This is a genomic window from Streptomyces sp. NRRL S-646, assembly GCF_000720765.1.
In the GTDB taxonomy this organism is placed as follows: domain Bacteria; phylum Actinomycetota; class Actinomycetes; order Streptomycetales; family Streptomycetaceae; genus Streptomyces.
In genome coordinates, this window is the sequence record NZ_JODC01000004.1 from 125,548 (window position 1) to 145,049 (window position 19,502).

The window sequence follows — 19,502 nt, forward strand, 5'->3', positions numbered from 1 at the left end:
GCGGGTGTCAGCAGACCGGGAGTCCCGGGATCGGCTGGTCGTTGTCGCCGCCCTTGATGTAGACGTCGCTGATGTAGACGTTCGTGTTGCCGCTGTCGTCGTCCGTCTTCGCCCACCAGACGTTGGTCCACTGGCCGTACGTCTCGCGCCGGCCCAGGTTCTGCTGGCAGTAGAAGTAGTTGGTGCCCGCGCCGAGGACACCGGCCTCGGCGCCGGAGGCGGTGTAGGACTTGGCGGTGCGCCAGACCGTGCAGTTGTACTTGCCGCCGCCTATGGAGGTGCAGGCCGGTGCCGGGGTGGTCGCGCCCCCTCCGCCCGTCGTACCGCCGCTGCCGCCCCCGGTGGTACCGCCCGATGTCGTACCGCCCGTGGTACCTCCCCCGGTGGTGCCCCCGCCCGGGGACTTCGCCGTGGACGAGGACGAGGCCCGGCTCGTGGGTGTGGCCCCGCCCTTGTTGCCGGCGGTCTTCTTCGGCGTCGGGGTCTTCTTGTCGCCCTGTTCCGTCGACTTGGGGCCGTCCGAGTGGTCGGCGTCGGTGCGGTCGGAGACGGACTCGGACGCCTGGGCATCCGAATGGGACGCGGAGGGGCGCGTGTTCGCTTCCGTGTTCCGCGCGTTCAGCAGGGCGACGGTGCCGCCGGCCGCCGCGAGGACGACGGTGACGGCCGCGGCGGCGAGCAGGGCGCGGCCCCTGTGGCGCGGGGAGGCCGAGGGGGATATGGGCCCGGTGGGGGCCGTCGCCAGGTCCGGTGCCGGGTTGTGCGGAGCGGGCGGGCCGAAGCCCGGCGTCGCGGGTGCGGCGTACGGCGCGGGGTTGGGGCCGGGCGTCGCCTGGCCGTGCTGTCCGGCCGGGTCGGGGGCGGGCGCCGCCGGCCCGCGCTGCTCGGTGGGAGCGGAACCCTGCGCCGCCGGCGCCGGTCCCTGCGCGGCCCCCGGCATGAGGAACCCGGGAGGCAGCGAAGGGAGGTCGGGCTCCGTCTCCGCCCTCGGCGCCGTGTGATCGCGCAGGGTGGTCGTCGGCGTGTCCGTGCCGTCCGCGTCCGCCACCGCCTGCAGCAGAGCGCGCCCCTGCTCGGCCTCCGGGCGGGTCTCGGGCCGCTTGTCCAGCAGCTGATGGAGTACGGGGGTGAGCGGGCCCGCACGCTCCGGCTCCGGGAGGGGCTCGGCGACGATCGCGGTGAGCGTGGAGTATGTCGAGGTGCGGCGGAACGGCGAGGAGCCCTCGACGGCCGCGTACAGCGTGGCTCCCAGGGCCCAGACGTCGGAGGCCGCGCTCGCCTCGGCGCCCTGGGCCCGCTCGGGCGCGAGGTAGTCCAGGGAGCCGACGAGCGCACCGCTGCGGGTCAGGTGGGTGGCCGCGCCGTCGCCCGGGTCGTCCATGGCCGCGATGCCGAAGTCCGTCAGGACGACGCGGCCGGACCCCTCGAGCAGGATGTTGCCGGGCTTCACGTCACGGTGCAGGACGCCGGCCCGGTGGGCGGCCGCCAGCGCGTCCATCACCTTGGCGCCGATGCCGGCGGCCTCGACCGGGTCGAGGCGGCCGCGCTCGCGCAACACCTGTTCCAGGGACGGCCCGTCGACGAGCTCCATGACGATGAGCGGGCGGCCGTCGACCTCGGTCACGTCGTGAACGGCGACGACTCCGGGGTGCCGCACCCGGGCCGCCGCGCGCGCCTCGCGCTGCATCCGCAGCCGCAGGTCGGCGAGTTCGGGCCCGTCGGCGTCGGTGTAGGTGCGCAGCTCCTTGACGGCGACCTCACGGCCCAGCACCTCGTCGACGGCTCTCCAGACGACGCCCATGCCGCCGCGGCCGAGTTGGGCCACGACGCGATAGCGCCCCGCCAGCACGCGACCGGTCCCGTCGCCCTTGTTGTTCCCGCCTGAGGTCTCCCCCGAAGACACCGCCCGCCCCGTTCCTGTGACCCGTCAATGCGTGCGGTACAGACTACGGGGCGGGGGTGACAACGCCGGCCGGTGGTGACTGCTGTGACGGGTCTGCTACTTGGCGGACGCGGTGAGGTCGCCGCGCCGGGGTGCCGCAAAGCCCTCCAGATCGGCCCGGGTCAGACCGGTCACCCGGGCGACCTCGGCGATGTCCAGCGCGCCGCAGTCCAGACCCCGCAGCAGATAGCCACTGAGGGCCTTGGCGGTCGCGGGCTCGTCCATGACATCGCCGCCGGCCCGGTTCGCGTACCGCGCGAGGCGGGCGGCGGCCTGCTCGAAGCCCTCGCGGTAGAAGGCGAAGACGGCCGCGTACCGAGTGGGGATGTGGCCGGGGTGCATGTCCCAGCCCTGGTAGTAGGCGCGGGCGAGCGCGCGCCGGGTGAGGCCGTAGTGCAGGCGCCACGCGTCGTGGACCTTCCCGGTCGGGCCCACGGGCAGCACGTTCGTCGAGCCGTCCGACACCCGGACACCCGTCCCCGCGGCCGCGACCTGCATGATCGCCTTGGCGTGGTCGGCGGCCGGGTGGTCGCTGGCCTGGTAGGCGGCCGAGACGCCTAGGCAGGCGCTGTAGTCGAAGGTGCCGTAGTGCAGTCCGGTGGCTCGGCCCTCGGCGGCCTGGATCATGCGCGCGACGGTGGCGGTGCCGTCGGTCGCGAGGATGGACTGGCTGGTCTCGATCTGGATCTCGAAGCCGATCCGGCCGGGCTCGAGCCCGCGCGCCTTCTCGAAGGCCTCCAGCAGCCGCACCATGGCGGTGACCTGTTCGGCGTACGTCACCTTGGGCAGCGTCAGCACCAGTCCCTCGGGCAGACCGCCGGCCTCCATCAGGCCGCTGAGGAAGATGTCGAGGGTGCGGATGCCCCGGTCGCGCACCGGTGCCTCCATGCACTTCATGCGGACGCCCATGTACGGGGCCGCGGTCCCCTTCGCGTAAGCCTCTGCGATCAGCCGGGCCGCGCGGGCCGCCGCCCCGTCCTCCTCGGCGTCCGGGCGGGGGCCGTAGCCGTCCTCGAAGTCGACGCGCAGGTCCTCGATGGGCTCACGCTCCAGCTTGGCGCGCACGCGCGCGTAGACAGGCTCGGCAAGCTCGTCGGACAGGCCGAGGACGGCGGCGAAGGAGGCGGCGTCCGGGGCGTGTTCGTCGAGGGCCGCGAGGGCCTGGTCGCCCCAGGAGCGGATGGTGTCGGCGGCGAAGACGTCACCGGGGACGTAGACAGTGTGGACGGGCTGACGGGTGCCGGGGTCCCCGGGGTAGCGGCGCTCCAGTTCGGCGTCGACCGGGGCGAGGGAGGCACTGATCTCCTCGCTGATCGCGCCTGCGAGGCTCGTCGCCACCTTCTCCTGCTGGCCCTGACCCATCCCATACCCTCCTGTTTTCCACTGTGCGGAATCAACAATCCGTAGAATGAAGTTATCTGGGCACCTTCCGGTGGTCAACACCATGTCCACGGGGAGCAACGCCGTGATCTCGGCATGTTCACGCCCATCTCACACCCGGGTATGACACTTCCCTACGCACGACTCGCCCCTCGCACGACACGTCCGGCTGCCGCCATCGAAGGAGCCTCCGTGCCGCACCATCGCCGAGTCACCCGCCGTCTGGGCCTCAAGGCCGCCTTGGCCGCGGCGGTCACCCTGCCGCTCTCCAGCGCCGCGATCTCCTCCTCGTCGGCGTCCGTCGCGCCCGCGCCGCCCTCCTCGACCGAGGCGCACCGGGCTCCCCGTCTCGAGGTCATGACCTTCAACTTACGCTTCGCAAGCACGAAGGAACCCAACAGCTGGAGCGACCGCAGACCGGTGATGCGTGAACTGCTGCGTCGCGCCCACCCCCATGTCATCGGCACACAGGAGGGCCTCTACCAGCAGCTGCGCGACATCCACTCCGACCTCGGCCCGTCCTACGACTGGATCGGCACCGGCCGCGAGGGCGGCAGCCGCGACGAGTCCACGGCGATCTTCTACGACACCCGGCGCCTGGCCCCCGTCGAGCACTACACCTTCTGGCTCTCCGACACCCCGGAAGTCATCCGCTCGAACACCTGGGGCGCCGCCTTCCCCCGCATCGTCACCTGGGTCCGCTTCCGCGATCTCGCCGACGGCGGACGGGAGTTCTATGTCCTCAACACCCACTTCGACCACGCGAGCCAGTACGCACGCGAGCGCAGCGCCACGCTGATGATCCAGCGCATCGCCCAGCTCGACCGTTCGCTTCCGGCCGTGGTGACCGGCGACTTCAACGCCGCCGCGCACCGGAACCCGGTCTACGACACGCTGGTGGGCTCGGGGCTCCTCGACACCTGGGACGCGGCGGCGCACCGCAGTGCCCCGTACGGGACCTTCCACGGCTACAAGGGGCTCATCCCGAACGGCGACCGCATCGACTGGATCCTCACCACGCCCTGGGTGACGACGCACCGAGCGTCGGTCGACACCTTCTCCGCCGACGGCCGGTTCCCGAGCGACCATCTGCCCGTGCAGGCCTCGCTCAGTCTGGAATGAGCCGAGGCCCCCGCGACTGTTCGTGCAGTCGCGGGGGCCTCGGCCGGCCTTCGGGTGATCAGCCCTTGCGGGCGTTGATCTCCTCGGTGAGCTGCGGGACGACGTCGAAGAGGTCGCCGACCACGCCGTAGTCGACCAGGTCGAAGATCGGGGCCTCGGCGTCCTTGTTGACAGCCACGATCGTCTTCGAGGTCTGCATGCCGGCGCGGTGCTGGATCGCGCCGGAGATGCCGTTGGCGATGTACAGCTGCGGGGAGACGGACTTGCCGGTCTGGCCGACCTGGTTGGTGTGCGGGTACCAGCCCGCGTCCACCGCCGCCCGCGACGCGCCGACGGCCGCGCCGAGCGAGTCGGCCAGCGCCTCGATGATCGGGAAGTTCTCGGCGCCGTTGACGCCACGGCCGCCGGAGACCACGATCGCGGCCTCGGTCAGCTCCGGACGCCCGGTCGACTCCCGCGGCGTGCGGGCGGTGACCTTGGTGCCGGCCGCCTGCTCCGAGAAGGTGACGGCGAGGGCCTCGACGGCGCCCGCGGCCGGGGCGGCCTCCACCGCGGCGGAGTTGGGCTTGACCGTGATGACCGGCGTGCCCTTGCTGATACGGGACTTGGTGGTGAAGGAGGCGGCGAACACCGACTGGGTGGCCACCGGGCCCTCGTCCGAGGCCTCCAGGTCGACGGCGTCGGTGACGATGCCCGAGCCGATGCGCAGTGCCAGCCGCGCGGCGATCTCCTTGCCCTCCGCCGAGGACGGCACCAGCACCGCGGCCGGGGAGACGGCCTCGTAGGCGGCCTGCAGCGCGTCGACCTTGGGGACGACCAGGTAGTCGGCGTACTCGGCGGCCTCGTGCGTGAGGACCTTGACGGCGCCGTGCTCGGCCAGCGCGGCGGCGGTGTCACCGGCGCCGGCACCCAGCGCGACGGCGACCGGCTCGCCGATGCGGCGGGCCAGCGTCAGCAGCTCCAGGGTGGGCTTGCGGACGGCACCGTCCACGTGGTCGACGTAGACGAGAACTTCAGCCATGGGATTGCTCTCCTGCGGGATACGAAGTCTGAGGGGCGGTAAGGGAGTTGAGCCTCGAAGGGGCCAGGGGCCCTTAGATGAACTTCTGGCTCGCGAGGAACTCGGCGAGCTGCTTGCCGCCCTCGCCCTCGTCCTTGACGATCGTGCCCGCGGTGCGGGCCGGACGCTCGGCCGCCGACTCGACCTTCGTCCAGGCACCCGCCAGACCGACCTCTTCGGCGTCGATCTCCAGGTCGGACAGGTCCCACGACTCGACCGGCTTCTTCTTGGCCGCCATGATCCCCTTGAAGGACGGATAGCGCGCCTCACCCGACTGGTCGGTCACCGACACGACCGCCGGAAGCTGCGCCTCCAGCTGCTCGGACGCGGCATCCCCGTCGCGGCGGCCCTTGACCGTGCCGTCCTCGACGTTCACCTCGGACAGCAGCGTCACCTGCGGCACGCCGAGCCGCTCGGCGAGCAGCGCGGGCACGATGCCGGCGGTGCCGTCGGTGGAGGCCATCCCGGACACCACCAGGTCGTAGCCGGCCTTCTCGATCGCCTTGGCCAGCACCAGCGAGGTGCCGATCGCGTCGGTGCCGTGCAGGTCGTCGTCCTCGACGTGGATGGCCTTGTCGGCGCCCATGGACAGCGCCTTGCGCAGCGCGTCCTTCGCGTCCTCGGGCCCGACGGTCAGGACGGTGATCTCCACGTCGTCGTCGGAGTTCTCGGAGATCTGCAGCGCCTGCTCGACCGCGTACTCGTCCAGCTCGGAGAGCAGACCGTCCACGTCGTCCCGGTCGACGGTCAGGTCATCGGCGAAGTGCCGGTCGCCAGTGGCGTCGGGCACGTACTTCACAGTGACAACGATCCTCAAGCTCACGCCGGCTCTCCTACTGCAATCGTCATTTCGGTGCTGCCTACTTTCAGGCAGCATAGGCGCCTCAAGCGGCCGATCCCGATCGGGGCGACCCGCGCTCCGAGCGAAATATTACTCGTCAGTACACCCAGTTCGTTCCCGCTAAGCAAGCGCTTTGAACTGTGACCTTTGCAACGCAGCGTAACCGGAACTCGACCGCTTCGCAGGTGGAGCCGACCGGCGGTCAGTCGCGCAGACCGTTGAACTGCCCCTGGTGGTAGACGAGCGGGCGGCCGGGGCCCGTGGGGTCGCCGAGCACGACCTCGGCCAGCACGATGCGGTGGTCCCCGGCGGGGACACGGCCGACGATCCGGCACACCAGCCAGGCGAGGACGTCGTCGAGGACCGGAACGCCTTCGGGGCCCGTACGCCAGGCGGTGGGCGCGCCGAAGCGGTCGGCGCCGCTCCTGGCGAAGGTGGCCGCCAGGTCCTGCTGATGCTCGCCGAGTATGTGGACGCCGATGTGGTCGGTCGCCGATATCGCCGGCCAGCTGGAGGCGCCGGTGCTGATCCCGAAGGACAGCAGCGGCGGTTCGGCGGAGACGGAGGTGAGCGAGGTGGCGGTGAAGCCGACCGGGCCGGCGTCGCCCCGCGCGGTGATCACGGCGACTCCCGCCGCGTGCCGCCGGAAGACGGAGCGCAGCAGGTCGGGAGAGGCGAGCTGAGGGGTACGGGTGCCGAGGTCGGGCGTGGCCGTCATGGAGTTGTCCTTCTACGAGGAGGGGTGAGCGATGTCGTGGCTGCTCAACAGCTCGGACAGCGCGCGCTCGCAGTGCGGGCGAGGTCGACGTGCACCCGCCCGTAGAGAAGGAGTTCCGTAGGCATACGGTCAGGCTGACGATAGGTGGTGCGCACAGTCAAGTACGTTCCGGCATCTGGGAGATGCCTCACCGTCCGCGTCACGGCCGTCAGACCGCCTCCCCCAGTGCGGCGATGACGTCGGCCTTGCGCGGCAGGCCGGTGGCGCGCCTCACGACCCGGCCGTCGGCGTCCAGGACCAGCACGGTGGGGGTCTTGAGGATGTCGAGTTCGCGCACCAGGCCCAGGTGGTCCTCGGCGTCGATCTCGACGTGGGTCACGCCCGGGACCATGCCGGCCACTTCGCCGAGCACGCGCCGGGTGGCCCGGCAGGGCGCGCAGAAGGCGCTGGAGAACTGCACGAGCGTGGCGCGTTCACCGAGTTCCTCGCCCAACTCGGCCGCCCCGAGCCGCTTCCCGCCGTCGCCCCCACGCACGCGCACCCTCCCGCTTCGCTGCCGATGAATCACTCCGTAGGCGCTCGCCGCCACGAGCACCACTGCGCACACCACAAGTCCGGTCATCACCTGCACAAGCATTCACGAGACTGCAAAGATTCCCGCCTCCCCGGATCTTTTCCCATGCGGAATGCTTGCTTCATGGACATTGACGTGAGGGGGCCCCGCTTCGGGGCAGCCGTGACGACCGTCGTGCTGGCGGCCGTGCTGATCACCGGGAGCGCCTGGCTGCTGGCCTGGCAGACGCTGGCGTTCGCGCTGGGCGCGGCGGGCGGGGTGGGCCGTTCGCCGTACGGCTGGCTGTTCCGGAAGGTGGTACGTCCGCGGCTCGGGCCGCCGAGCGAGTTCGAGTCGCCGGAGCCGCCGCGGTTCGCGCAGGCGGTGGGGCTGGTCTTCGCCGGCGTGGGGCTGGTCGGTTTTGCGCTGGGCCCGGCCTGGCTGGGGCTCGCGGCGACCGCCGCCGCGCTCGCCGCCGCTTTCCTCAATGCCGCGTTCGGGTACTGCCTGGGCTGCGAGATGTACCTGCTCGTAAGGCGGGTGACGGTCCGTACGGAGTAAAGGCGGCTTAAAAGTCCGAGGTGGATCAATTGCCGGACGTGACGAGGATCTCGCCGTTCTGCGGCGCCAGGACTGGCCACCCGTTCGTTCTTGGGGCACGATCTGCGCAATGCCGTAAACCTACGGCTGCGTAACTTCCCGCCGGGAGAACCCATCCAGGCAGAGAGAAGGGTCCACCCCGTCCATGGCTGAGCTTGTCTACCGTCCCGTCGTCGGTCTCGCCCAAACGTTGTTCAAGGCCTGGGACCTCAAGATCGACTGCAGGGGGTCGGAGAACATTCCGCGGTCGGGCGGCGCCGTGCTGGTGAGCAATCACATCAGCTATCTGGACTTCATCTTCGACGGTCTGGCCGCCCTGCCGCAGAAGCGCCTGGTGCGTTTCATGGCGAAGGAGTCGGTGTTCCGGCACAAGATCTCCGGTCCGCTGATGCGCGGCATGAAGCACATCCCGGTGGACCGCAAGAACGGCGAGGCGGCCTACCAGCACGCGCTGCAGTCGCTGCGTTCCGGCGAGATCGTGGGCGTCTTCCCCGAGGCGACCATCTCGCAGTCCTTCACCCTGAAGAGCTTCAAGTCGGGTGCCGCGCGCATGGCCCAGGAGGCCGGCGTGCCGCTCATCCCGATGGCACTGTGGGGCACCCAGCGGCTGTGGACCAAGGGCCACCCGCGCAACTTCAAGCGCAGCCACACGCCGATCACCATCCGGGTGGGCGAGCCGGTGGAGGCCCCCCAGGACCAGTACGCGGGCGCCATCACCCGGCGGCTGCGCGAGCGCGTCCAGGAGCTCCTGGAGGCGGCGCAGCGCGCCTATCCCGTACGGCCCAAGGGCCCGGACGACACGTGGTGGATGCCCGCCCATCTCGGCGGCACGGCGCCGACCCCCGAAGAGGTGAAGGCGGCCGAGGCCCGCTGAATCGACACGCCGGGGCGCGGACGGCGATCTGCACTCCGGGCTGAAACGTCGCCGGCAGCACCCGCCGGTTCGACACGGCCTCGACCGCCACCGGCGTACAGCGCTTGGTCACCCAGTACTTGGCGGCCGGCACCCAGTTCGAAGCCGAGCCCGTCCACCCGCCCCAACGGCATCCACCCCGAACGGGCCAGGCAGCCGAGGCCCGCTGAATCGTCACTCCGGGGCGCGGACGGTGATCCGTGCCCCGGGGCTGAACTTCTCCAGCAGTTCGGCGAGTTCCGCACCTGCCCTCTCGACCTCGTCGACCGGCATCGGGGTCAGGCTCTCCAGCAGGAAGATGCCCGCGACGGTGTCCTCGGTGAGGCGGGTGCGCGGGCCCTGGCGCCAGTTCCAGCGGCGGCAGGTCACGCCGGCGTCGTCGCGCCAGACGACCTCGCCCGCGTCGGGGTGTTCGACGACCTCCTCGCCACCGGCCACGGTCACGAAGTCCTCGTCGCCGGTGGCCCGTACGAGCCTCATGCCGCCCCGGATCCGGTCGGTGTCCTCGCCTCCGACGGGGATCAGATGGGCGACGCTGATGGCGTTGTAGAGGTCGACGAGCAGATTGATGCGAGGCAGTCCGGCGTCCGACAGAGCCCTTTTCGCCAGCGCCTCGGCCGAATTGCGGGTGCGCGAGGGCTTGGAGCCGAACGCCGTGTAGATCTCGCGCCAGGCCGCCATGTGCGGGTCCTCGTGCGGGGCGCGCCCGTCCAGGCGGGTGGCGAGGCGGGCGGCCGCCTCGTCCAGGAGGGCCGAACTCTCCTCGGTGCTGGGCCCGTTGACGAGGCCGTGCGCCTCGACGGCGACATGGGTGAATCCGGGGGCAAGAGCGCGTACCTCGTCGGACACGGTCAGGGAAAGCGTCATGGTCTGCCTCAGAGTGCGGTGGGGAGCGTCTTCCACAGATGGGGCCTGTCGGGGGCGGCCTTGAGGGCCTCGATGACCGCCGGATGTGGTTCAGCGTACAGGACTGGGTAGTCCACCTCACTGGACTCCGGATCGGGGATCCAGGCCAGGTGCTCACCCTCGAGGGAGAACTGGGCATCGACACCCGGTTTGTTGCCGCGGGGATCCTGCCGATGCCAGGCGCCGTTGAAGCGGACGGCGATCAGACCGTGCACGGCATGGCCGCCGCCGTCGTCGTGCGCCAGCCTCTGGTAGCAGAGCGCCGCGGGGATGTCCTCGGCCCGCAGCAGGGCGGCGAGGGCGTGGGCCTTGGCGTAGCAGATGCCGGTGCCCAGCCGCAGCACGTCGGAGGCCCGCCAGGTGACATGCAGATCGCCCGAGTCCTGGGAGTGCGGGATGGTGTCACGTACGTACTCGAAGGCAGCCCGCGCATAGGCATACGAGTCCGGTACGTCCCGGGCGAGACGGGCAGCCGTCTCCCGCACCACTGGATGGTCGTGGTCGATGACCTCGTCAGCAGCCAAGTAGGCGGACAAGTCGGGGATGTTCTGGATCAGCTCCATGCCCGCAGAGCATAGGAATACGATCAGCCGTCAGTCAATCAATTTACGGAGTAATGCATATTCATGCATCGCTCACCACTCACCGCTCACCTCTCGTCGCACATCCTGTTCAGCTCCTTCGCGATCCGATCGACTCGTGACTCGCCCTCGCTGCGCAACCCGTGCACGCCCGTGAGGCTCACGACGCTCCCGTCGAAGAGGACCGCCACCGGGCACTCCCACAGGGTGCCGTTCGTCCACCAGTCGATCCCGCTCTCGACCACCACCAGGTCGTCCCACGCCACGAACCGGGTCCGCCACAGTCCACGGCTGCGGATGCCGTCGTGTGACACCCGCAGCCGACTGGAGAGAGCGCGCCAGGCCAGCCATGTCACAGCCACCGCCGGCACGGGGCAGAGCAAGAGCCCGAAAGGTTCCGGAGCCTCCGTGACGAGGCCGAGGACCACTGCGCCGAACATCAGGAGCCCGGCGCACCTCAGCCCGTTCGTCCACGGGTTGCGGATGGTCGTGTCCATGCCTCAGGCATACCGCCGGTCATTCTGCGCCGACACTGCCGCCGCGGAGGCTTGACGGAGACCTAACGCGCCATCTCCTCCTTGAGCGCCGCCACGAAGGCGTCCACGTCGTCCTCGGTGGTGTCGAAGGCGCACATCCAGCGCACGACGCCCGCGGCCTCGTCCCAGAAGTAGAAGCGGAACCGCTTCTGCAGCCGCTCGCTCACGTCGTGCGGGAGCCTGGCGAACACCCCGTTGGCCTGGACCGGGTAGAGGATCTCCACGCCGTGCACGGCGCGCACGCCCTCGGCCAGGCGCTGGGCCATCTCATTGGAGTGGCGGGCGTTGCGCAGCCACAGGTCCTTGGCGAGCAGGGCCTCCAACTGCACCGACACGAACCGCATCTTGGAGGCGAGCTGCATGGACAGCTTGCGCAGGTGCTTCATGTGGCTGACGGCGTCCTGATTGATGACGACGACCGCCTCGCCGAACAGGGCGCCGTTCTTCGTCCCGCCCAGGGAGAGGATGTCGACGCCGACCGCGTTGGTGAACGTCCGCATCGGGACGTCCAGGGACGCGGCCGCATTGGCTATGCGGGAGCCGTCCAGGTGCACCTTCATTCCGTGCGCCTGAGCGTGCTCACAGATCGCGCGGATCTCGTCGGGCGTGTAGAGCGTGCCGAGCTCCGTGCTCTGGGTGATCGAGACGACCTGCGGCATCGCCCGGTGCTCGTCGTCCCAGCCGTACGCCTGCCTGTCGATCAGTTCGGGGGTGAGCTTGCCGTCCGGCGTCGGGACGGTGAGCAGCTTCAGGCCGCCCATGCGCTCCGGCGCCCCGCCCTCGTCGACGTTGATGTGCGCGCTCTCGGCGCAGATCACCGCGCCCCAGCGGTCGGTTACGGCCTGGAGCGCGACGACGTTCGCGCCGGTGCCGTTGAAGACCGGGAAGGCCTCGGCCGTGGCCCCGAAGTGGCTGCGGATGATGCTCTGGAGGTTGTCGGTGTAGTCGTCCTCGCCGTACGCGACCTGGTGCCCGCCGTTGGCCATGGCCAGGGCGGCGAGCACCTCCGGGTGGGCCCCGGCGTAGTTGTCGCTGGCGAAGCCGCGGACCTCCGGGTCGTGATGGCGACGCGCGTCGGTCCTCGGGGGGTTCACGGCTTCTCGGTCAGCCACAGACGCTTTCCGTTCACTTCGGCGGCGGGCTTGCTCCAGACGTCGGCGATGGCCTCGGCGAGGTCCGTGACGTCCGTGAAGCCCGCGAACTTCGCGTTGGGGCGATCGGCGCGCATCGCGTCGTGCACCAACGCCTTCACCACCAGGATCGCAGCCGCCGAGGTCGGCCCCTCGGGGCCCCCGGCCTTGCGGAAGTAGTCGGCCATGGCCAGGGTCCACGCCTCGGACGCGGCCTTGGCAGCGGCGTACGCGGCGTTGCCCGCGGTGGGCTTGGTCGCGCCCGCGGCGCTGATCAGCACGTACCGTCCACGCTCGCTGCGCTGCAGCGCCTCGGAGAAGGCGAGGGAGGTGTGCTGCACGGTGCGGATGAGCAGCAGCTCCAGGAAGTCCCAGTCGTCGAGGCTGGTCTTGATGAAGGTCTCGCTGCCGCGCCAGCCGCCGACGAGGTGGACCAGGCCGTCGACGCGGCCGAACTCCTTCTCGATGTGCGTGGCCCACTCCCGGGTGGACTCCAGGTCCAGCAGGTCGACGGGCTCACCGGTCACGGTGGCGCCCCCGGACGCGTAACGGGCCGCGTCCACGGCCTCCGCGAGCCGCTCGGGATCGTTGTCCGCGGCGACGACGGTCGCGCCCGCCTCCGCGAGCCGGACCAGTGCCGCGCGCCCGGCGGGTCCGCCCGCGCCGGCCACCGCGATCACCGCACCGCTGAGAGCTCCGTTCCCCGCCATGGTCTTCGCCTCCTGAGCAGTGGTGATGGTGTTGCGGTCGCTCACGCGGCGACTCGCTCGGCGCTCTCCGCCGTGATGCCCCTGGTGGAGGCGATCACGTTCTTCAGCTTCTTGGAGAGGGCCTCATAGAACATGCTCAGGGGAAACTCGTCCGGAAGCACGTCATCGACGAGCTTCCGCGGCGGTCGGCTCAGGTCGAGGGCGTCGGGGCCCTTGGCCCAGCGGGAGCCGGGGTGCGGGGCGAGGTACTGCGACACCAGGTCGTACGCGGCGAACCAGTGGACCAGCTTCGGGCGGTCGATGCCGGCCCGGTAGAGGTCCTCGATCTCGGCGCACAGCTGGTTGGTGACCTGCGGGGCGCGCTGCCAGTCGATGTGCAGCTTGTTGTCGGTCCAGCGGATCACGTCGTGCTTGTGCAGGTAGGCGAAGAGGAGCTGACCGCCGAGACCGTCGTAGTTGCGCACGCGCTCGCCGGTGACCGGGAAGCGGAACATGCGGTCGAAGAGCACCGCGTACTGCACGTCACGGGCCTGCGGGACGCCGTCGGCCTGCAGCTTCACGGCCTCCTTGAAGGCGGTGAGGTCGCAGCGCAGCTCTTCGAGGCCGTACATCCAGAACGGCTGGCGCTGCTTGATCATGAACGGGTCGAAGGGCAGGTCGCCGTGGCTGTGGGTGCGGTCGTGGACCATGTCCCAGAGCACGAAGGCCTCCTCGCAGCGCTTCTGGTCGTGGACCATCGCGGCGATGTCCTCGGGCAGCTCGAGGCCCAGGATGTCGACGGCGGCGTCGGTGACGCGCCGGAAGCGTGCGGCCTCACGGTCACAGAAGATGCCACCCCAGGAGAAACGTTCCGGCGCCTCGCGCACGGCTATGGTCTCCGGGAAGAGGACGGCCGAGTTGGTGTCGTAGCCGGCTGTGAAGTCCTCGAACTTGATGCCGCAGAACAGCGGGTTGTCGTAGCGGGTGCGCTCCAGCTCGGCCAGCCAGTCCGGCCAGACCATGCGCAGCACGACCGCCTCCAGGTTGCGGTCCGGATTGCCGTTCTGCGTGTACATCGGGAAGACGACCAGGTGCTGCAGGTCGTCCGCGCGGTTCGCGGCGGGCTGGAAGGCCAGCAGCGAGTCGAGGAAGTCGGGCACCTCGAAGCCGCCCTCGGCCCACCGCAGCAGGTCCTTGGCCAGCGCCTCGTGGTAGTCGGCGTCGTGCGGGAGCAGCGGGGAGAGCTCCTCCACGGCCGCCACGACACGCCGTACGGCCGCCTCGGCGTCCGCGCGCTCGGGTGCGCCTTCGGCCTCGAGGTCGATCGATCCGTCCTTGGCCTGCCATGGCCGGATCTGCTCCACGGCATTCTTGAGCACGGCCCAGGCCGGGTGCTCCACCACCCTGGTCACGGGAGGAACCTGCTCCTCCGAAGCCGCCTGCACAAGAATTTCCGTCATGTCCCATCCTCCACGGGAGAAGCTCACGTATGGAGACCGTATACATACGGACTTCCTCTCAGCAAGAGGAGTCTCGGGAGATTATCCTGCGCCTCTCCATGGTCACCGAACTTTTTCCTGCCGGAAACCGGTCCGGCAGACATTTGGGTATCGCGTGGCTACCCGGCGCCGGAGCGCCGAAACCGGCCACCGGTCAATGCCGGAAGGACTCGCCCACGCCAGGGTGATCGCCCGACGAGTACAGGCCAGGCCTGCCCCAGGCGGCGCCCCGATCCTCCGTGTACGCGCGGGCTCATCGCCGGGCCGGGCCGTTAGGCTGCGGCTCTGCCCGCGCGGCCGTCCGCTCCGGTCCGCGCGCGGAGCCGAGCCGCCGTCGACGGAAGCGAGTTGAACCTTGAACTTCCTTACCATCGGTCATCGCGGAGTCATGGGTACCGAGCCCGAGAACACCCTCCGTTCCTTCGTCGCCGCCCAGCACGCCGGGCTCGACATGATCGAACTCGATCTGCATCTGAGCAAGGACGGCGCCCTCGTCGTCATGCACGACACCGACGTGGACCGCACGACCGACGGCACCGGCCCGATCGCCGAGAAGACCCTCGCCGAGCTGCGCGCCCTGGACGCGGGCCGCGGGGAGCGCGTCCCGGTCTTCGAGGAGGTCCTCGAAGCCGTGCGGGCACCGCTGCAGGCCGAGATCAAGGACATCGCGGCGGCACGCGCGCTGGCCGAGGTCATGCTCAAACGGGACCTGGTCGCCCGGGTCGAGGTGTCCTCGTTCCACGACGAGGCGATCGCCGAGGTCACCCGCCTGGTGCCCGGCGTACGGACCGCGCTGATCGGCAGCCGCTACGGCACCGACATCGTGGAACGCGCCGTGGAAGCCGGTGCCGCGACCGTCTGCCTCAACATCCGCCGCCTCACCCTGGAGGTCGTGGAGCAGGCCCGCAAGGCCGACCTGCGGATCATCGGCTGGGTGGTGAACACGCAGGACCATCTGCGCCTCGTCCGGGCGCTGCAGCTGGACGGCGCGACCACCGACTACCCGGAGATCAAGCGCACCGGCCGCTTCACGGCCTGAGCCTCAGACCAGCTCCTTGACCAGCAGCTCGAACTGCAGGTCGGCGCGGAGCGGAATACCGAAGCGCTCGTCGCCGTACGGGAACGGGGTCATCCGGCCCGTACGGCGGTAGCCGCGGCGCTCGTACCAGGCGATGAGGTCGTTGCGCACGGAGATCACGGTCATGTGCATCTCGCGCACGCCCCAGCTCTCGCGAACCGTGCGCTCCGCCTCCGTGATGATCAGCTTGCCGAGGCCCGCGCCCTGCAGTTGCGGGCTGACGGCGAACATCCCGAAGTAGGCGTGTTCACCGCGGTGTTCGAGCTGGCAGCAGGCAACGACCGCGCCGTCCCGCTCGACCGTCAGCAGACGGCTGTCGGGCGACTTGACGACGGCGAGCACGCCCTCCGGGTCGGTTCGCTGCCCTTGCAGGATGTCCGCCTCGGTGGTCCACCCGGCCCGGCTGGAGTCCCCGCGGTACGCCGACTCGATCAGCGCGACCAGCACGTCGACGTCGGCGTCGGTGGCGTCGCGGAAGGTCAGTCCGGCGGCAGTGGTCTCCATGGGCGGCACTCCGGTTTCTGGCTCGGCACGGGCAGGGACGAGGGTAACCCTGCCACTAGGCTCCGGATGCATGGTGCACGTTCTCAGCAGCCGGACCCTTCTCCACCCGAGCGATCCCGAGCGCTCCCGCACGTTCTACGGCGAGCAGTTGGGCCTCGCCGTCTACCGCGAGTTCGGCACGGGGCCGCAGCGCGGCACCGTCTACTTCCTGGGTGGCGGCTTCCTGGAGGTCTCGGGCCGCTCCGAGACCCCGCCCTCCCCCGCCGTCCGGTTGTGGCTGCAGGTCGAGGACGCGGCCGCGGCGCACGAGGAGCTGCGGGCCAAGGGCGTCGAGATCGTCCGGGCGCCGGTGAAGGAGCCGTGGGGGCTGGTCGAGATGTGGATCGCGGATCCGGACGGAACACGGATCGTGCTGGTCGAGGTGCCGGCGGACCATCCGATCCGCTACCGGCCGGGCATCTGACGGCCCGGAACGAACCTGCCCGGACCGCCGGTTCTCCCGGTCCGCAGGGAGGGGTTCACGGTCCGGGGAGACAACTTCACGCCGTACGCGTGATGAACAGTGGTATGCCACGGCGGCCGACTCTGGAATGCTCGTGAGTGATCCCGGGTGAACGTTCCCCACAACGCCAGATTGCTCTACGAACCGCAGGAGCAACCCCGTGGACATGCGTTACGAGGCGTACTGCCTCCTGGATCCCCACTTCTACGAAACGCCCACCCGTGCCCGGGAACAGCGCAGTGACTTCGCTCAGACCCGCCGTCCGGCGCCTGACGGGTGGCAGCGCTCCGGGTTCGGCGAGTGGGTGGTCTTCAGTCCGGACGGTGTCGAACTCCCCCCGCAGGGCTGGAAGATCCATGTGTCGGCGTGCCTCGACAACGCGCAGGACATCCTCACCGTCGTATGGGACTACTGCGTCCCCCGCCGCATCGCCTTCAAGTTCCTCCCGAGCGCGGACCATCTCCTGGTCGCCAACGCCAAGTACGCGGCGCGGGGATCGAGCGGAAAGTTCGTGACGATCTACCCGGCCGACGAGGACCGGCTCGCGGTGGTCCTCGACGAGCTGGGGGCCCGTCTGGAGGGACGGCAGGGGCCGTACATCCTCAGCGACCTGCGCTGGGGAGAGGGCCCGCTGTATGTCCGCTACGGCGGATTCGCCTACCGGACGTGCATCTCGCCCGACGGGCAGACGGTGACGGCGATCGAGGACGCCTCCGGCCGGCTCGTGCCCGATGTGCGCGGCCCGACGTTCCGCCCTCCCGACTGGGTGCCGCTGCCCGCCGTTCTCGAACCCCATCTGGCTGCCCGGGCGGGCACGACCGTCGCCGACCTGCCGTACCGGATCGAGGGCGCCCTGCACTTCTCCAACGGCGGCGGCCTGTACCACGGTCGCGACGAGCGGACGGGGCAGCGGGTCGTGCTCAAGGAGGCCCGGCCGTACGCGGGGCTCACCATGGACGGCGCGGACGCGGTCACCAGGCAGCGCCACGAGTGGGAGGCCCTCGAGCGGATGCGCGGGCTCGACTGCGTGCCCGCCCTGCTCGACCACTTCGTCCTGGGCGGCCACCACTTCCTCGTCGAGGAGTACGTCGAGGGGCGGACCCTCAGCAGCCTCTTCGTCGAGCGGTATCCCCTGGTCCACCCGCAGTCCGACGAGGCGGAACTCGCCGACTACACCGCGTGGGCGCTGGACATGGCGGCCCGGATCGAGCACGCCGTCGCCGCCGTGCACGACCGCGGCATGGTCGTCGGCGATCTGCACACCGACAACGTGCTGGTCCGGCCCGACGGCCGGGTGGTGCTGATCGACTTCGAGGGCGCGATGGACGCCACCGAGCACCGCAAGCAGCGCCTGGCCGCCGTGGGCTTCGCGGCCCCGCCCGACCGGACCGGGACCGCCATCGACAAATACGCGCTCGCCTGCCTGCGGATCTCCCTGTTCATGCCCCTGACCGGCCTGTTCGGGCTCGACGACGGCAAGGCACGGCAACTCGCCGAGGAGGCCGCCCGCTCCTTCCCGGTCCCCCGCGCGTTCCTGGCCGAGGCGGTGGAGGTGATCAACGGGGACGGCGGCACGAGGACGCGGCCGCAGCGGCCCCGTCCCCAGGAGCTGCGGGTGGAACCGGACCGCCCGGGCTGGCTGCGCGCCCGAGCCTCCATGACCGCCGCCATCCTGGCCGCCGCCACACCGGAGCGCGACGACCGGCTCTTCCCGGGCGACATACGGCAGTTCGGCGCCCCCGGAGGGGGCCTGGGCATCGCCTACGGCGCGGCCGGGGTGCTGTACGCGCTCGACGCCGTCGGCGCCGGCCGCCGTACCCGGCACGAGGAGTGGCTCGTACGGCGTGCACTGGACCCGCAACGGGGAACGCTCCTCGGCTTCTACGACGGCCTGCACGGCACCGCGTACGTCCTCGAGCACCTCGGCCATCACGATGCGGCGATGAAGCTGCTCGACCTGTGTCTGGGTGAGCGGTGGCAGCAGCTGGGACCGGATCTGCACGGCGGGCTGGCCGGCATCGGCCTGAACCTCCAGCACTTCGCGGCGGTGACCGGTGAACCCGCGCTGCGCGACGCGGCGTTCGAGGCCGCACGCCTCGTCGCCGACCGGCTGAGCACCCCCGCATACCCGTACGCCGGCCTGCTGCACGGCTCGACAGGGCCCGCCCTGATGTTCCTGCGGCTCTACGAGTCCACCGGCGAAGCGGAGTTCCTCGACCTGGCCGGCACGGCGCTGCGTCAGGACCTGGACCGCTGTGTCGTCCGCGAGGACGGGGCGCTGGAGGTGGACGAGGGCTGGCGGACCATGCCGTATCTCGCCGACGGCAGCGCGGGCATCGGCCTCGTCCTGGACGACTTCCTCACCCATCGCGAGGACGAACGGTTCCGCGAGGCGACCGCCGCGATCCGCACGGCGGCCTCAGGGCGGTTCTTCATCCAGCCGGGACTCTTCGCGGGCACGGCCGGAATGATCCTCTGTCTCAGCAGGCGCCATCCCCCCGGCACGGCCGCGCGGCGGGACCCGGTGGTCGCCGGGCATGTGCGCAGTCTGTCCTGGCACGCGCTCACCCACGGGGGCCATCTCATCTTTCCGGGCGAGCAGTTGCAGCGGCTCTCCACCGACCTGGCCACCGGCAGCGCGGGCGTGCTGCTGGCCGTCGGTTCGGCCCTGCACGACAGCCCCGTACGTCTGCCGTTCCTCGCCCCCACGGGCGAACGCGGCGGCCGCACGGACGCAGATCCCCGTCCCCACGAGGTAGTCAGGGAGGAGGTGAATCTCCATGTCACTGCTTGAACTGCAGGGATTCGACCCCGATGTCGTCGCGAACGGCGGCGGCGGAGGAGGCAGCCGCCTCAGCGCACTCGTCTGTGGTCACGCGCCGAGCAATCTCAGCCTGACCATCTGCGGAAGCATCAAGTGATCGATCGGGTGCTGGAACGCCCCGCGC

The 19,502-nt window shown here is 70.5% G+C and carries 20 protein-coding genes; 7 read left to right on the forward strand and 13 right to left on the reverse strand.

What is annotated here, in order from left to right; translation table 11 throughout:
• Positions 1–7: 7 nt before the first annotated feature.
• Both IH68_RS0108805 and IH68_RS0108810 read right to left on the reverse strand, forming a co-directional pair.
• Positions 8–1,903 carry a serine/threonine-protein kinase gene (locus IH68_RS0108805; protein WP_030931024.1) on the reverse strand — a complete coding sequence of 632 codons (1,896 nt, stop codon included), beginning with the start codon at positions 1,901–1,903 and terminating at the stop codon, positions 8–10.
• Between the two features lie 96 nt (positions 1,904–1,999).
• Positions 2,000–3,304, reverse strand: a complete 1,305-nt coding sequence (locus IH68_RS0108810) for a DUF6986 family protein (RefSeq protein WP_030931027.1) — start codon at positions 3,302–3,304, stop codon at positions 2,000–2,002.
• A 210-nt stretch (positions 3,305–3,514) separates the two neighbouring features.
• On the opposite strand from IH68_RS0108810, the gene IH68_RS0108815 reads away from it, so the two are divergent.
• Positions 3,515–4,444 carry an endonuclease/exonuclease/phosphatase family protein gene (locus tag IH68_RS0108815; protein WP_030931030.1) on the forward strand — a complete coding sequence of 310 codons (930 nt, stop codon included), beginning with the start codon at positions 3,515–3,517 and terminating at the stop codon, positions 4,442–4,444.
• 58 nt (positions 4,445–4,502) lie between these two features.
• Here the strand turns inward: IH68_RS0108815 and IH68_RS0108820 are convergent, their stop codons facing one another.
• The 4 genes from IH68_RS0108820 to IH68_RS49680 form a co-directional block, all read right to left on the reverse strand.
• Positions 4,503–5,465, reverse strand: a complete 963-nt coding sequence (locus IH68_RS0108820) for an electron transfer flavoprotein subunit alpha/FixB family protein (RefSeq protein WP_030931033.1) — start codon at positions 5,463–5,465, stop codon at positions 4,503–4,505.
• 73 nt (positions 5,466–5,538) lie between these two features.
• On the reverse strand, positions 5,539–6,327 hold the full coding sequence (locus IH68_RS0108825) for an electron transfer flavoprotein subunit beta/FixA family protein (protein ID WP_030931036.1): 789 nt from the start codon (positions 6,325–6,327) through the stop codon (positions 5,539–5,541).
• Positions 6,328–6,547: 220 nt separating this feature from the next.
• Complete coding sequence (locus IH68_RS0108830; RefSeq protein ID WP_030931039.1) at positions 6,548–7,063, reverse strand: flavin reductase family protein; 516 nt, start codon at positions 7,061–7,063, stop codon at positions 6,548–6,550.
• Positions 7,064–7,271: 208 nt separating this feature from the next.
• A complete protein-coding gene (locus IH68_RS49680) occupies positions 7,272–7,685 on the reverse strand; it encodes a thioredoxin family protein (protein WP_030931043.1) in 414 nt (137 codons plus the stop codon).
• Between the two features lie 75 nt (positions 7,686–7,760).
• Between IH68_RS49680 and IH68_RS0108840 the strand changes: the two genes are divergently transcribed.
• Both IH68_RS0108840 and IH68_RS0108845 read left to right on the forward strand, forming a co-directional pair.
• Entirely contained in the window at positions 7,761–8,177 is a 417-nt protein-coding gene (locus IH68_RS0108840; RefSeq protein WP_030931046.1) for a DUF4395 domain-containing protein, read from the forward strand.
• A gap of 184 nt (positions 8,178–8,361) precedes the next feature.
• A complete protein-coding gene (locus IH68_RS0108845; RefSeq protein ID WP_030931049.1) occupies positions 8,362–9,090 on the forward strand; it encodes a lysophospholipid acyltransferase family protein in 729 nt (242 codons plus the stop codon).
• A 213-nt stretch (positions 9,091–9,303) separates the two neighbouring features.
• On the opposite strand, the gene IH68_RS0108850 is transcribed toward IH68_RS0108845, so the two are convergent.
• From IH68_RS0108850 to IH68_RS0108875, 6 genes are all read right to left on the reverse strand, one after another.
• The gene (locus tag IH68_RS0108850; protein WP_030931051.1) at positions 9,304–9,996 is read right to left on the reverse strand and encodes a B3/4 domain-containing protein; all 693 of its coding nucleotides are present in this window, start codon (positions 9,994–9,996) and stop codon (positions 9,304–9,306) included.
• A gap of 8 nt (positions 9,997–10,004) precedes the next feature.
• A complete protein-coding gene (locus IH68_RS0108855; protein ID WP_030931054.1) occupies positions 10,005–10,598 on the reverse strand; it encodes a transglutaminase-like domain-containing protein in 594 nt (197 codons plus the stop codon).
• An 86-nt stretch (positions 10,599–10,684) separates the two neighbouring features.
• Complete coding sequence (locus IH68_RS0108860) at positions 10,685–11,113, reverse strand: PH domain-containing protein (RefSeq protein WP_030931057.1); 429 nt, start codon at positions 11,111–11,113, stop codon at positions 10,685–10,687.
• Between the two features lie 62 nt (positions 11,114–11,175).
• Positions 11,176–12,246, reverse strand: coding sequence for a threonine aldolase family protein (locus IH68_RS0108865; RefSeq protein ID WP_030931060.1), 1,071 nt, complete (start codon positions 12,244–12,246; stop codon positions 11,176–11,178).
• Positions 12,243–12,992: an SDR family NAD(P)-dependent oxidoreductase gene (locus IH68_RS0108870; RefSeq protein WP_037884691.1), complete on the reverse strand. Its 750-nt coding sequence runs from the start codon at positions 12,990–12,992 to the stop codon at positions 12,243–12,245. The genes IH68_RS0108865 and IH68_RS0108870 overlap by 4 nt, the downstream gene beginning before the upstream one ends.
• 41 nt (positions 12,993–13,033) lie before the next feature.
• Positions 13,034–14,431, reverse strand: coding sequence for a DUF6421 family protein (locus IH68_RS0108875; protein WP_030931066.1), 1,398 nt, complete (start codon positions 14,429–14,431; stop codon positions 13,034–13,036).
• A gap of 394 nt (positions 14,432–14,825) precedes the next feature.
• On the opposite strand from IH68_RS0108875, the gene IH68_RS0108880 reads away from it, so the two are divergent.
• On the forward strand, positions 14,826–15,509 hold the full coding sequence (locus tag IH68_RS0108880; protein ID WP_030931069.1) for a glycerophosphodiester phosphodiesterase: 684 nt from the start codon (positions 14,826–14,828) through the stop codon (positions 15,507–15,509).
• A 3-nt stretch (positions 15,510–15,512) separates the two neighbouring features.
• On the opposite strand, the gene IH68_RS0108885 is transcribed toward IH68_RS0108880, so the two are convergent.
• Positions 15,513–16,052 carry a GNAT family N-acetyltransferase gene (locus IH68_RS0108885; protein WP_030931073.1) on the reverse strand — a complete coding sequence of 180 codons (540 nt, stop codon included), beginning with the start codon at positions 16,050–16,052 and terminating at the stop codon, positions 15,513–15,515.
• Positions 16,053–16,122: 70 nt separating this feature from the next.
• On the opposite strand from IH68_RS0108885, the gene IH68_RS0108890 reads away from it, so the two are divergent.
• From IH68_RS0108890 to IH68_RS55125, 3 genes are all read left to right on the forward strand, one after another.
• Positions 16,123–16,515: a VOC family protein gene (locus IH68_RS0108890; protein ID WP_030931075.1), complete on the forward strand. Its 393-nt coding sequence runs from the start codon at positions 16,123–16,125 to the stop codon at positions 16,513–16,515.
• Positions 16,516–16,720: 205 nt separating this feature from the next.
• Complete coding sequence (gene lanKC, locus IH68_RS0108895) at positions 16,721–19,348, forward strand: class III lanthionine synthetase LanKC (protein WP_324607670.1); 2,628 nt, start codon at positions 16,721–16,723, stop codon at positions 19,346–19,348.
• A complete protein-coding gene (locus tag IH68_RS55125) occupies positions 19,335–19,475 on the forward strand; it encodes a SapB/AmfS family lanthipeptide (RefSeq protein ID WP_107057424.1) in 141 nt (46 codons plus the stop codon). Before lanKC ends, IH68_RS55125 begins: the two co-directional genes overlap by 14 nt.
• Positions 19,476–19,502: the final 27 nt, after the last annotated feature.

Bases quoted from the DNA above. Each gene is read 5' to 3' on its own strand.
- IH68_RS49680 (WP_030931043.1), bottom strand. From the start codon at position 7,685: ATGACCGGACTTGTGGTGTGCGCAGTGGTGCTCGTGGCGGCGAGCGCC.
- IH68_RS0108845 (WP_030931049.1), top strand. From the start codon at position 8,362: ATGGCTGAGCTTGTCTACCGTCCCGTCGTCGGTCTCGCCCAAACGTTG.
- IH68_RS0108810 (WP_030931027.1), bottom strand. From the start codon at position 3,304: ATGGGTCAGGGCCAGCAGGAGAAGGTGGCGACGAGCCTCGCAGGCGCG.
- IH68_RS0108855 (WP_030931054.1), bottom strand. From the start codon at position 10,598: ATGGAGCTGATCCAGAACATCCCCGACTTGTCCGCCTACTTGGCTGCT.
- IH68_RS0108875 (WP_030931066.1), bottom strand. From the start codon at position 14,431: ATGACGGAAATTCTTGTGCAGGCGGCTTCGGAGGAGCAGGTTCCTCCC.
- IH68_RS0108870 (WP_037884691.1), bottom strand. From the start codon at position 12,992: ATGGCGGGGAACGGAGCTCTCAGCGGTGCGGTGATCGCGGTGGCCGGC.
- IH68_RS0108860 (WP_030931057.1), bottom strand. From the start codon at position 11,113: ATGGACACGACCATCCGCAACCCGTGGACGAACGGGCTGAGGTGCGCC.
- IH68_RS0108830 (WP_030931039.1), bottom strand. From the start codon at position 7,063: ATGACGGCCACGCCCGACCTCGGCACCCGTACCCCTCAGCTCGCCTCT.
- IH68_RS0108850 (WP_030931051.1), bottom strand. From the start codon at position 9,996: ATGACGCTTTCCCTGACCGTGTCCGACGAGGTACGCGCTCTTGCCCCC.
- IH68_RS55125 (WP_107057424.1), top strand. From the start codon at position 19,335: ATGTCACTGCTTGAACTGCAGGGATTCGACCCCGATGTCGTCGCGAAC.
- IH68_RS0108890 (WP_030931075.1), top strand. From the start codon at position 16,123: ATGGTGCACGTTCTCAGCAGCCGGACCCTTCTCCACCCGAGCGATCCC.
- IH68_RS0108820 (WP_030931033.1), bottom strand. From the start codon at position 5,465: ATGGCTGAAGTTCTCGTCTACGTCGACCACGTGGACGGTGCCGTCCGC.
- lanKC (WP_324607670.1), top strand. From the start codon at position 16,721: ATGCGTTACGAGGCGTACTGCCTCCTGGATCCCCACTTCTACGAAACG.
- IH68_RS0108840 (WP_030931046.1), top strand. From the start codon at position 7,761: ATGGACATTGACGTGAGGGGGCCCCGCTTCGGGGCAGCCGTGACGACC.
- IH68_RS0108885 (WP_030931073.1), bottom strand. From the start codon at position 16,052: ATGGAGACCACTGCCGCCGGACTGACCTTCCGCGACGCCACCGACGCC.